The following is a 12,375-nucleotide window of genomic DNA, read 5'->3' on the forward strand; positions in this document are numbered from 1 at the left end:
GTTTAGCAATAGCCGTTTAATTATAGTTTAGTTTCTAGCCATTTATAAAATTCATGCAAATCACTAAACACCCCAGCCGCTTTGCTAAAATCATGCTCTTGGGTAAAGTGATTAGGCACTGCATACACAGCAACACCAGCGTTGCTAGCGGCTGTAACACCAGTAAACGTATCCTCGACTGCGACGGCTTCATTGGCCGTAATATTTAACGTATCAAGCGCTAATTGGTATGGATCGCCAGCAGGTTTGGGATTGTTAACATCATCTTTGGTAACCACACAATCAAACCAGTCAAAAATGCCATAGCCTTTTAAAATAGGATAAGCTTCATCTTTGGCACTGCCTGTTACTAATGCCATTTTTAAACCACTGGCTTTTACTTGCTCAAGCACTGCTTTTGCGTGCGGCATGAAAGTTGGTAAGTTTGTACTGACAAAACGGCCAAATGCAGCATATTTATCATCTGTTAGCTGCTCTGGACTGATGTTAAGTTGATAGTTGGTAACAACCTCTTTAGCTGCTTCAAGGGTTGGCCTACCAGAAAAGCGCTGACAAAACGTAGTCTCATCATATTGCACACCAAAAGGCGCTAATAAGTCGTTCCAAATATTAAAATGCACACTTTCTGAATCTACCAAAGTGCCATCCATATCAAACAAAACCGCTTTTAAAGTCATCCTCATTCCTTTTACGATCTAAAAACTAAAAGGTGCCTATGGCACCTTTAAATAATTCAATATAATTACTCGGTTAGGCCTGCCGGAGGTTCAGCAAACGCTTCTTCACCTGTTTCTACATCGACCAGCTCATAGCCTCGTTGCTTTCTAACTACTTTTAAAATCGGTTTAGAAAAAGCCGTTTTTAAACGCTCAGCATCTGCTTCTAGTTCTTCAACAGTGTGACCAAACGGAGCAGCTCCTGTTTCAGACCAATTGGTTACTTTACCATTGAGGTTATATTCAACTTCATGAATTTGATATTGTGCCGCTTCATCCTTTGTTGCTTCACAAAAAATAACGCGGTAGTTCCAAAATCCAGCCATAGAAATTCTCTTCTCTTAAATTAATCCTGCCACTTTAGCAGTTACAAACGCGATTATAAACGAAAAAACCCGCTATACAGCGGGTTTTAATAGGCTTTTAATTTCAGCTTAGAAGAAGCTTACTTTGAACTCAGCACCGATGTAACGCTCTTCGTTCACCATTGCTGTGTTGTTATTAAAGTCGATAGCACCGATTGATTGCTGCTCGTCGAACATGTTACGTACGAATGCTGACACTTCATATTCGTAGTCGCCTTCTGCCCAAGCATAACCTGCACGTAAACCAACTTCAGTTAATGGCTTGCCTTCAAACTCAACTGACTCATATAAGAAGTAGTTGATTTCGCTACGGTAAGACACATCAGCGTAAGTGAAGAATTCACCGTCAGCAACTTCGCGGCTATAACGTAAAGTTAAGTTTGAGATCCACTCAGGAGCGTGCGGTAAGCTGTTACCATCAAGGACAGCTTGACCTGCGCTGTTTAATGAGTTTGTAACAGTACACTGTGCACATACGTCAACGGCTAAGTCTTTATCTTTAAGCTCAGTGTTGTTGTAGCTTAAGTTAAATGTAGCGTTTAGGTTGTCAGTTAATACCCACTCAGTGTCTAACTCAAAACCGTAACCAGTTGTCTTATCAGCATTAACTAAACGGTTGAAGTTTGCACCACCACCTACAGCTGTTAATTGTTGGTCATCCATTGTGTAGTAGAACACAGTTGCATTTACACGACCTTGGCCGTCAAGTACGTCTGATTTGATACCTGTTTCGAATGACGTCACAGTTTCAGACTCAGCAACAGTTACTTCGTCACCGAATAAGATACGACCTTGAATACTTGGTGCACGGAAGCTGTTAGCAACACGTGCGTACCAGTTTACGTCATCGTTGATCTTGTAGTTAGCAGATAAATCCCAGCTAACGTGGTCGTCACTTGGGTTTTCTGTAAGGTATAACGCACTACCACCAATTGGGCTTAAAGTACGGTCTGCTGAGAACTCTTTCTCATCATCTGAGTAACGAAGACCCGCAGTGATTTTTAAGTCGTCAGTGATTGTGTAATCTAATGAACCGAATACCGCCCACGCTTTAGTATCTTGTTGCTGGATAACATAGCCGTTTAACTCACCTGGCGTTGAACCATAAGTGTCGTAGCTGAAGTTTTCGATTGTTAGCGCTTCGTCAAAGTAGAAAACACCTACTTGGAAGTTAACGTCGCCAGCATAGTTGCTAGATAAACGAAGTTCTTGCGTGTATTGGTCTTGATCTGGAATACCGTCAGCACTTTCAGAGTAGAACGGAATAAAACCTGGGCCCATATCTGGTAAGTAGCTTGCACCGTAACCACCGTCGATGTCAGCGCGAGAATAGATTTCAGCACTTTCCCATGCAGAGATTGACGTAAGAGTTAAATCGTTGATATCCCACTCAAGCTTTAAGCTTGCGCCTTGAGATTCAACTTGCTGTGTCGCACGAGAAGCAGCATCGTGGTAAACCACATCGTGCTCATAGTTATCAGCTAAATTGTTTGTGCCTGCTTTGATAGCGTTACCACGGAATGCGATTGGCGTACCGTCCATATCACGTACGTGATAGTTGAAAAGACCTGTGAAATCGTCACCTTCATATAAGAACTGAACACGTGCCGCTTTTTCAGTGTAACCACCTAATACGTCATCTTGTTCAAAACCAGGAGCACGGTTATCGATGTAATCGTCTTTTTCTTGCCAAAGTACAGAAACACGCGTTGATAAACGGTCTGTTAAGCCACCGCCAACAGCACCTTCAAAATCAACTGCGCCACGGCTACCGTAAGATACTGAGCCATAGCCATCAAATTCTTGTGATGGTTTAACTGTATCAAATTTAACAAGGCCAGCCGGTGTATTACGACCGAATAAAGTACCTTGTGGACCACGTAGAACTTCTACACGTGCAACGTCAAATACAGGGAAACCTTTTAAAATTGCGTTCTCTTGAACAACTTCGTCTACAACTAGCGAAACTGGTTGAGAGGCATTTAGGTCAAAGTCAGTGTTACCTAGACCACGAACATAAAAGCGTGGGAAAGAACGACCAAACGAAGATTCGATTGATAGGCTTGGGATTTTCGCGTTCATAAAACGAATATCCATACCAGCTGAGCTATAAGCGTCTAAACTGTCACCTTGTAGTGCAGATACTGCTACAGGTACTTCCTGTGCATTCTCTACACGTTTACGTGCAGTGATTTGAATAACTTCTAATTGGTTGTTTTTTGCTGCTGGTGCTTCGTCTGCAGCAAGAGTTGAAAATGAAGTACCTGCTACGGCAGAGAACAACGTTGCATTGATAAGTGTTGCTAACGTAGATCTTTTCATTGCTTTCATGTCGGGTTTTAACCTTTTTTATGCACTCTTATTCAACGGTGATGATGTTGCGTCAATTCATTTGACGGGCTCGGCCAATTTTTCGCGCCTTGTAATAAGCTGCGCGGACCTCTTAATCGAGAGTGCAAAACGAGGTAAAGAGGCTGAACGAACGCTGACGATTATAACACTTTATGACACTTTTACTGCATTAAAAATTATAAATATACAAATTTTTTACAACAATTAGCGGCAACATCGCCGCATTTAGAAGATTTTATGCAATTATTTTTCAACAAAGCGGACATATGTCCTGTGCAAATAATCACGACAATGTGTAGGCGTTGTGTACAGATGAGAGCCACTTTCATTTAACCCTTTTTTAGTAACTATTCACCAACGCGCGCGAATTCTGGATTAGCCAATTCACAATTATGCTCATTTAATAATCCTAGAATAGCAAGGTTTAACTCTTCAATTACTTCCATATAAAATGCAAAGTCAACCGTTTCTACGTAGCTTAGTACATCAATTTGTAAAGCCCAAGGTGTAAACCCTTTAAAACGCACTCTACAAGGTTCAAATGCAATATGCTGGTGCTGCTCTAAAAGCTCACGAAGGGCTGTCATAAAAGCTTGTAAGTTTTGCTGTTGGGTATTAGCGCTAAGCATCAGTTTAGGTCGATAAGAAATACGCTCACGCTCAGAAATATTCTCAAGCTGCATATCAATAAATTTAGCATTAGCAACATATATAACAGAGCGATCAAGGGTGCGGATACGCGTAGCCCTCAGCCCTATTTCTTCAATCGTACCAAGATGATTACCAAATTTGCACAAACTACCAATTTTAACCGGAGCCGAAATGTAAATTGTAATAGCCGCTATAATGTTCTCGACTGTTTTTTGCGCAGCCAAAGCAATGGCAAGGCCGCCAATGCCTAAACCTGCTAATAAGGTTGTTGCATTGAAGCCTAGATTTTCAAACCACACAAATAGCAACGAAATAACGATCGTCGTTTTTACAACATTGCTAACAGGTCTCAATAAAAATACAGCTTGTGGTTTATCTTGATTTATAAAGCGTTGGCTTAACCTATGCTTTGCTAAATCAACAGCGCGCAAACACACCCACCCACAGGCAATAAGTAACACAGTTGCACCATGAAATAGAGCCATCACCGCAATAGTGACATTAGACTGATCACTTAATGAACGTGACAGTAATACTGCAAGTAATAAACAAATAGGACCATTTACAAAGCTCAAGACGTCGTCTTCAACCGCTACCTTTTTATGTCCAAGCACAAAAGTAATTAGCCGAGTAATGACAATCGCTGCAACTAAAAACAACACAAATGAAAAAGCAAAATAGATCCATTGCCATAACATTACGCCTAAAAATTCTAAATCAGGCAAATGCTTATATAACCATTCCCCAATCAAGTTATAGCCAAACTCCTTGGTTAAAAGAGGTATTTGACTAACGGTAGCGTTAGAGATTTTCCAGATCCGGTTACCTGTTTTTTCATCGGGCACAAGCTGTAATAAAACCTGCACTTTTCCTTCAGATGTTTTAATTTCTCCCACTAAGTCGCGATAGCTTGGCACATCTTCTTTTTGCTTCCCTTTGGGTTTATTACTTAAGCTATCTACATCTACCCACAACGTGCGATCAAGCACGACTGAAAGGTTCTCTGCAAGTTGTAATTGACCTACAGCTAGCACCTCTTGCGGCAGGTTTCTGTAATCAAGGTAATTTTTCGCACGTTCAAAGTCACGGTTTCGAGCAGCTTTTAAGTAACCTTGCATGGCACTTCGTGGGGTGAGTCGATCAAAGGCATCAAATGGCTGATCATCATCTTGTTCAACGCTGGGGTCAGCGACAGTGGTTGTTACTTCTTCAACTTGAAGGGGGGACTTTTTTTCTTCTTGCTGTTCTTTGCTATCTTTATCGATGAGCGATTTCACGGTTACTTCAGGTGTTGTAGCGAATACAGGGTTAAAAAACAATGCCAATAACCACACCGATAAACTGGTTAAATATAGCGGAAACTTGTTAGCGCAACTCTTCACACATCATTCCTTGTTCGAAAAACATTAAATACGATTACAAATTTTATCCTATAAATTAGAGCATGGTTTGGATAACTGTACAAAAAATAATTAAATACCTATGCAAGCAGTCAGCTAAATGTTAGTTATAAAGGAACATTAGCAAAGGAAAAATATAATGCAGATCTCAAGTTCACTGATCCCTCATTGGTCATCTTTACTTATTCATGGGGCTATCGCCATTATCTTTGGTTTATGTGGTTGGTTTGCACCTCAAGCCTCTTTAGCCGTATTAATGTTTATATTTGCCGCTTACTTCTTTGTAGATGGTTCCATTCGAACCTGGCTTGCAATTGCATCTAAAAAAGACAACCCGCTTTGGTGGATGCTATTAATAGGTGGCTTGATATCAATTGCCGCAGCACTCGTTACTCTGTTTGCACCGAATGTGACTGCTATTTTAATGTTGTACTTTATTGCTGCGTGGGCAATTGCTATAGGGGTAATTGAAATTGCAATAGCCAGCAAACTTCGTAAAGAGATAACTAACGAATGGCTACTAATTGGCAGCGGTATTATTTCAATTATCTTTGGTGGTTACCTGATGTTTAACCCGGGTGCGGGCATAATTACCCTACTTTGGCTAGTTGCAAGCTATGCCATCGTGTTTGGTATTATGATGGTGTTGCTAGCCTTCAAGCTTAAAAAACTTAATGAACAAGCATAAAAAAAGCGGCTAAGCCGCTTTTTTTATTTTTGACTATTACGCCTTGTTAGGGCAATTTCACCATCGATATGAATATCGCGCTGTGGGAAAGCAATGGTAATGTTGTTTTCAGCAAATACTTTATAAATGCTAAAACGCAGTTCACTACGCACTTGGCGAAGCGGTGCTTCTGATTCGGCACACACCCAAAAAATAGCGCTAAAAGTTAAAGAGCTATCCGCAAAGTCATCAAATAACACAGATGATGCCGGTGTTTTTAAAATGGCAGGATGCTCATCAAGAATTTGCTTCATCAGCTTTTCAACCAACACCACGTCTGAACCATAAGCAACACCAACATTCACAAATGAACGAGCATTACGGTCAATCAAGGTCCAGTTTGTTACAGTATTCTCTAGCAAGTGACTATTTGGTACTAGCATGTGCACACCATCGTTACGGCGAATACGAGTTGAACGAGTATTAATAGTTTCAACAACTCCTTTTGCTGTACCCACTTCTAAAAAATCACCAATACGAATTGGTCGCTCCCACATTAATATCCAACCACTAATAAAGTTATTGATAATGTTTTGCGCACCAAAACCAACACCGATTGCAATGGCACCAGAGACAAATGCAAACGCCGTCAGAGGAATATTGAGTACCTCAAGTGAAGTAAACACCAGCACCGCGATGGTTACAACAAGGTAAATACGGGTGAATAAATGAACTGTGTCTGGCCCTAGGTTTTTTGCCAACAATGCTTTTTTAATTAATCGACCTATCCATGTGACCACAAACCACATTAAAAACAGCACCAGAGGCACTTGAATTACTTTAAGTACGGTAATTTGCACATCGTTATAGGTGAACAACACAAACGATAATGCAGATTGCAGATCAGCAAAGGTCATAAATTAACATTCCTGGTAAAAAGAGAGTTTGATTCAGTTTTGACTAAGTTTAGCACGGCATAATAGGGTAAAACTTGGTAAATACTAAGTTCTTTATGCGCAAAATGCGCTAATTATTAACTCTTTTAGCCCATAGCTGCTATATACATAGGTAAAGCTTGTAGGTTTAGCAGGCTTTGAATAGCACGAGGAGAACACAATGTCACAAATGACACTCACACAAAAACTTGCCACTTTACAACCACTGGTTGATTTAAACTTATTTGAATCAAGTCTAGAATATCGCAACCGGATCTTGAACTTACTTGCTGAACAAGAACAGACACTTGCACTAATCAATAAAGAATTTGGTAATGCAATGCCTGAAAACTTTGGTTCAGAGAAAAAGTTTGTGTTGGGCTACAACTGATCAATGCCAGTTAACTCTAACAAAAATCTAATTTGGCAATCAGCGCCATTTTCAATTTAAGCTAGCCATCACCTTTATTTGATGGCTTTTTAAACACTTTATCCCTGAATCACTCTTTTTTGCGGCATACTTACCTATTAAAGCGACAAACTTGCTTCTTTCTACTTATAAATTTGATAAGTTAGAGAAGATTTATCCACATTTTTGGAGCTCTCATGCGTAAAACCTTAGTAGCAACCACCATTGCTAGTGTTCTTTTATTATCTGCTTGTAGTTCACAACAAGCTGACACTCAAACTCAAGTTGAAACAGCCGCTGAAACACAAACAGCCAATGTTGAAAACATTCTTTTTAAGCCAAGCCCTTTACAGTACATGGCACCAGAGTTTGATAAGCTTTCGACTAAAGACTATGAGCCAGCGTTTGAAGCAGGGATCGCACAACAAAAAGCTGAAATTGCAAAGATTGCAAATAACCCAGAGCCAGCAACATTCGAAAATACCCTTGTTGCAATGGAATACTCGGGTGAATTATTAGACCGCGCTTCTGCGGCATTTTTTAATTTATCGGGTTTAATCTCTGACAGTGAGTACCAACGTATCGCCGCGAAAATGGCGCCGATTATGTCAGCTCACACTGATGACATTTACTTAAACAAAGCTTTATTTGCTCGTGTACAAAGCATTTACGACAACAAATCATCACTAAATGCTGAAGATCAACGCCTTGTTGATTACTACTACAAAAAATTCGTTAACGCGGGTGCAAAACTAACTGAAGCTGAAAAAGCAAAAATGCGTGAAATAAACGCAGAGCTTGCCAAGCTTTCAACTGAGTTTTCGCAAAACATCTTAAAATCATTTAAAGAAGATGTGATTTTAGTTAAAGATAAAAGCGAGTTAGCAGGTTTATCTGAAGGCGAAATTGCAAGCCTTGCGGCAGCAGCCAAAAAAGCAGGTAAAGAAGGCTACATGATCACACTAGTGAACACGACTCGCCAACCTATCTTACAAAGCCTTGAAAACCGCAAGCTACGTGAAAAAATTTGGACTACATCTGCAACGCGTGCACAAGCGACAAATGGCCCTATTATCATTAAAGAAACCAAGTTACGTGCAGAAAAAGCAGCATTACTTGGCTATAAAGATTGGGCTTCATATGTGATGACTAACCGTATGGCACAAACAACTGAAAACGTTTACGGCATTCTTGATGATTTAGCGCCAAAAGCGGTTGCTAAAGCAGAAGCAGAAGCAGAACAAATCCAGCAAGTAATCAAAAAATCAGGTGAAACGTTTGCACTACAGCCATGGGACTGGGCGTTTTATGCTGAGAAAGTTCGTCAACAGAAGTACGACTTAGACCCAGCTTTAGTTAAGCCTTACTTTGAAATGCAGTCAGTGATCCATGACGGCCTATTCTTTGCGATGAATAAACTTTATGGCATTACGTTCAAAGAGCGAAAAGATCTGCCTGTTTATCACGAAGACGTGATGGTGTTTGAAGTATTCAATGAAGACGGTAGCGCTATCGGCCTGTTCTATATGGACCCTTATGCACGTGAAGGTAAACGAGGTGGTGCATGGATGAGCGCCTATGTTAGCCAAAGCGGTTTAAAAGGCACCAAGCCTGTGATCTACAACGCACAGAACATTCCTAAGCCAGCTGAAGGTCAACCAACACTCATGACTTTCTCTGAAGTAACAACGATGTTCCATGAATTTGGTCATGCTGTACACGGTTTATTCTCTGATGTTAAATACCCAAGCTTAGCGGGTACAGCGACTGCACGTGACTTTGTTGAATTCCCTTCACAAGCAAACGAAGACTGGAATATTGAACCGACAGTACTTGCAAACTACGCCAAGCACTACAAAACAGGTGAGCCAATTCCAAAAGAGTTACTTGCAAAAGTACTTGAGTCACAAAAGTTCAACCAAGGCTTCGATACTACTGAGTATTTAGCGGCGGCACTGCTTGATATGGAATGGCACTCATTTGGTGTTGATGCTGATATCACTGACGTACAAAAGTTTGAACATGATGCATTAGACAAGCACGGTATCGCGTACTACCCAGTACCACCACGTTATAAGTCTTGCTACTTTAGCCACACTTTTGCTGGGGGTTACTCAGCTGGTTACTACGCTTATCTTTGGACTGAAGTATTCGCAGCAGATGCGTTTGCACACATGACTGAACAAGGTGGTTTAACACGCGAAAATGGTGACAATTTCCGTAAAGAGATTTTATCTAAAGGTAACAGCCGCGACTTAATGCAAAGCTATATTGAGTTCCGTGGCCAAAAACCAACTACAGACGCACTATTAAAGCGTCGTGGTTTAGTTGAATAATCACACCGTTATTTAAAGTATGAGGGGAAACCCTCATACTTTTTAGTTATTTATTTAATTTTCACCCCACTTTTATTCCTATTCACCTCAAAGCAATTGTCAGTTAACTCGTTTTTGCTAATCTCAAAGAAAAACACGAGTTCACACATGAAAAACGCTTTACTTTTAGGACTTTGCTCAGCTTTAGCTGCATGTTCATCAACCCCAGATGAGCGCGCCGATATCGTGATAGAAAACGCCCAAATTATTGATATGCAAACTGGGGCTATCACAGCAAAGCAATCACTTGCCATTCGCGATGGGATCATCATCAAACGTAGTGATAAACCTTTAAGTAGCCAATATCAAAGCTCAACATTTATTGATGCAAAAGGTCAGTATGTCATGCCAGGTTTATGGGATATGCATGTCCATTTTGGCGGTGGTGATGAGCTTATTGAAGAGAATAAACAGCTACTGCCACTGTATTTAGCCTATGGCGTAACAACCGTTCGTGATGCTGCGGCTGATTTGAGTGAATCTGTTCTTAGCTGGCGTGAACAAGTAAAACAAGGTCAGTTAGTGGGCCCAACTATTTTTACCTCTGGCCCGAAATTAGAAGGTAAAGGGTCTATTTGGCCCGGTGATTTAGAAGTAGAAACAACCGCAGAAATGCATGCTGCAATGGATCTGTTAGACAGCATGGACGTCGATTTTATCAAAATTACCGACAGCGCTTTAACGCCTGAGCTTTATCTTAAGGCAGTAAAAGAGGTCAAAAAGCGGGGTTACCAAATTTCGGGTCATATTCCATTTTCATTGTCTGTGACTGATGTCTCCAAGGCGGGGCTTGATGCGATTGAGCATATGACCTATATGCTTAAAGCTGCGGCTAAAAACGAAGCGGATATTTCTGCAAAGGTTGCCTCAAAAGAGCTAAGTTATCGCACTGCGCTGCCTATTATCACCGCGCAGTTTGATGAACCAACAGCAATTGAGAAATTTACAGTTCTTGCCAACAATAACACCGCCGTGGTGCCTACCTTGATTGGTGGCAAAATAACGGCTTACATTGATGAAGATAATCATCAAGACGATGCTTTTTTAGATTATTTGGGTAAAGGTTTAAAAGCAACTTACCAGTGGCGAGTCGATAGAGCTAACAAAGACACGCCCGCACAAATCGAACAGCGCAAAGAGCGTTTTGTTAAAACCGCACAGTTACTCCCTATCGCGCAGCAAGCAGGTGTGAGCATTATTGCAGGCACAGATGCAGGCTTTTTAAATTCGTATATTTATCCGGGGCTTTCTTTGCACCAAGAACTGAGTATTTTTACTGAATATGGCCTAACACCACTGCAAACACTGCAAGCTGCAACTCTTGCGGGGCCTGAGTTTTTAAATAAACAACAGCAATACGGTGCACTTAGTGAAGGCAAAGTAGCCGATCTCATTTTGCTTTCAGAAAACCCACTTATTGATATTCGTAACACACAAACACTAAGCGGTGTTGTCTCGCACAGCACGTTTTACGATAGCAACGCACTCGAGCTATTAAAGCAACAAGCCAAAGCCTTTGTTGCCAGCCAACCCTAACCCCCCATTGCCCATGACCACGTATTATCCGTCATGGGCAATTTTAATTTTCAGCCATCTCATATACACTGCCCTTTTTTGCACATAACTCGAATAACATGACCTACTTATTTGCTGTAACCCTGCTTTGGGCCTTTTCGTTTAGTCTTATTGGTGTTTATTTAGCAGGCCAAGTGGATGCATGGTTTAGTGTGTTAATGCGCATTGGCTTAGCAACTTGCGTGTTTTTACCTTTTTTACACTGGCGTAAAACTCCTAAAGCCTTAGCACTAAAGCTCATGGCAATAGGCGCAGTACAACTTGGTGTGATGTACAGCTTTTATTACCATTCGTTTTTGTACCTTAGTGTGCCCGAGGTACTGCTATTTACGGTTATGACGCCACTTTACATCACCCTGTTAAACGATTTGCTTGAAAAACGCTTTAATGCCAAGTTTTTATTCGCCGCATTACTGGCTATTTTAGGCGCCGTTGCTATTCGCTATGAAAGCGTCGATGAAAACTATCTCATTGGTATGCTAATGGTGCAGGCTGCTAATATTTGCTTTGCCACTGGGCAAGTAACTTACAAACGTTTAATGCAAGATCAGCAACTCCCCCACTCTCGGGTGTTTGCTTGGTTCTTTATTGGCGCTTTAATTGTCGCACTGATTTGTTACGGCTTATTTGGTGATACCAGTAAGCTGCCCACCACTACTACACAATGGGGCGTGTTAATTTACTTAGGCACGATTGCTTCAGGGCTTGGTTATTTCGCTTGGAATAAGGGCGCAACTATTGTCAATGTAGGTGCGCTGGCTGTAATGAATAACCTACTGATCCCAGCAGGGATCATCGTTAACATTGTTATTTGGAACCGTGATGCTGATATCATCAAGCTTGCCATTGGCGCAGCGATTATCTTATTAGCACTTATTATAAATCAGAAACTTAATAAAACTGCCATGGAGCAATGATAGGCTAAACTCT

10 protein-coding genes are annotated in these 12,375 nt (G+C 41.0%); 5 read left to right on the plus strand and 5 right to left on the minus strand.

Annotated elements, in window-relative coordinates:
• Positions 1-20 precede the first annotated feature (20 nt).
• The 4 genes from L1267_RS05495 to L1267_RS05510 all read right to left on the minus strand — a co-directional run bounded on the left by L1267_RS05495 (position 21) and on the right by L1267_RS05510 (position 5,466).
• Positions 21-677, minus strand: coding sequence for an HAD family hydrolase (locus L1267_RS05495; protein ID WP_235382304.1), 657 nt, complete (start codon positions 675-677; stop codon positions 21-23).
• A 65-nt stretch (positions 678-742) separates the two neighbouring features.
• On the minus strand, positions 743-1,042 hold the full coding sequence (locus tag L1267_RS05500; protein ID WP_135925690.1) for a hypothetical protein: 300 nt from the start codon (positions 1,040-1,042) through the stop codon (positions 743-745).
• Positions 1,043-1,150: 108 nt separating this feature from the next.
• The gene (locus L1267_RS05505) at positions 1,151-3,412 is read right to left on the minus strand and encodes a TonB-dependent receptor (RefSeq protein WP_235382305.1); all 2,262 of its coding nucleotides are present in this window, start codon (positions 3,410-3,412) and stop codon (positions 1,151-1,153) included.
• A 368-nt stretch (positions 3,413-3,780) separates the two neighbouring features.
• The gene (locus L1267_RS05510; protein ID WP_235382306.1) at positions 3,781-5,466 is read right to left on the minus strand and encodes a mechanosensitive ion channel family protein; all 1,686 of its coding nucleotides are present in this window, start codon (positions 5,464-5,466) and stop codon (positions 3,781-3,783) included.
• Between the two features lie 157 nt (positions 5,467-5,623).
• Between L1267_RS05510 and L1267_RS05515 the strand changes: the two genes are divergently transcribed.
• Positions 5,624-6,172, plus strand: a complete 549-nt coding sequence (locus L1267_RS05515; RefSeq protein ID WP_135925692.1) for an HdeD family acid-resistance protein — start codon at positions 5,624-5,626, stop codon at positions 6,170-6,172.
• Between the two features lie 23 nt (positions 6,173-6,195).
• Here L1267_RS05515 and L1267_RS05520 read toward each other — a convergent pair whose 3' ends face one another.
• Entirely contained in the window at positions 6,196-7,068 is an 873-nt protein-coding gene (locus tag L1267_RS05520; RefSeq protein ID WP_135925693.1) for a mechanosensitive ion channel family protein, read from the minus strand.
• Positions 7,069-7,267: 199 nt separating this feature from the next.
• Between L1267_RS05520 and L1267_RS05525 the strand changes: the two genes are divergently transcribed.
• From L1267_RS05525 to L1267_RS05540, 4 genes are all read left to right on the plus strand, one after another.
• Positions 7,268-7,477, plus strand: coding sequence for a hypothetical protein (locus L1267_RS05525; RefSeq protein ID WP_135925694.1), 210 nt, complete (start codon positions 7,268-7,270; stop codon positions 7,475-7,477).
• Positions 7,478-7,692: 215 nt separating this feature from the next.
• Complete coding sequence (locus L1267_RS05530; protein ID WP_235382307.1) at positions 7,693-9,831, plus strand: M3 family metallopeptidase; 2,139 nt, start codon at positions 7,693-7,695, stop codon at positions 9,829-9,831.
• A 147-nt stretch (positions 9,832-9,978) separates the two neighbouring features.
• Positions 9,979-11,406 carry an amidohydrolase family protein gene (locus L1267_RS05535; protein WP_235382308.1) on the plus strand — a complete coding sequence of 476 codons (1,428 nt, stop codon included), beginning with the start codon at positions 9,979-9,981 and terminating at the stop codon, positions 11,404-11,406.
• Positions 11,407-11,504: 98 nt separating this feature from the next.
• A complete protein-coding gene (locus tag L1267_RS05540; protein ID WP_235382309.1) occupies positions 11,505-12,362 on the plus strand; it encodes a carboxylate/amino acid/amine transporter in 858 nt (285 codons plus the stop codon).
• Positions 12,363-12,375: the final 13 nt, after the last annotated feature.

Source organism: Pseudoalteromonas sp. OFAV1, assembly GCF_021532595.1.
In the GTDB taxonomy this organism is placed as follows: Bacteria; Pseudomonadota; Gammaproteobacteria; order Enterobacterales; family Alteromonadaceae; genus Pseudoalteromonas; species Pseudoalteromonas lipolytica_C.

What these genes read in the sequence shown, in the direction of transcription:
- L1267_RS05495 (WP_235382304.1), bottom strand. Translation starts at nt 677, where the DNA reads ATGACTTTAAAAGCGGTTTTGTTTGATATGGATGGCACTTTGGTAGAT.
- L1267_RS05540 (WP_235382309.1), top strand. Translation starts at nt 11,505, where the DNA reads ATGACCTACTTATTTGCTGTAACCCTGCTTTGGGCCTTTTCGTTTAGT.
- L1267_RS05505 (WP_235382305.1), bottom strand. Translation starts at nt 3,412, where the DNA reads ATGAAAGCAATGAAAAGATCTACGTTAGCAACACTTATCAATGCAACG.
- L1267_RS05530 (WP_235382307.1), top strand. Translation starts at nt 7,693, where the DNA reads ATGCGTAAAACCTTAGTAGCAACCACCATTGCTAGTGTTCTTTTATTA.
- L1267_RS05520 (WP_135925693.1), bottom strand. Translation starts at nt 7,068, where the DNA reads ATGACCTTTGCTGATCTGCAATCTGCATTATCGTTTGTGTTGTTCACC.
- L1267_RS05535 (WP_235382308.1), top strand. Translation starts at nt 9,979, where the DNA reads ATGAAAAACGCTTTACTTTTAGGACTTTGCTCAGCTTTAGCTGCATGT.
- L1267_RS05525 (WP_135925694.1), top strand. Translation starts at nt 7,268, where the DNA reads ATGTCACAAATGACACTCACACAAAAACTTGCCACTTTACAACCACTG.
- L1267_RS05515 (WP_135925692.1), top strand. Translation starts at nt 5,624, where the DNA reads ATGCAGATCTCAAGTTCACTGATCCCTCATTGGTCATCTTTACTTATT.
- L1267_RS05500 (WP_135925690.1), bottom strand. Translation starts at nt 1,042, where the DNA reads ATGGCTGGATTTTGGAACTACCGCGTTATTTTTTGTGAAGCAACAAAG.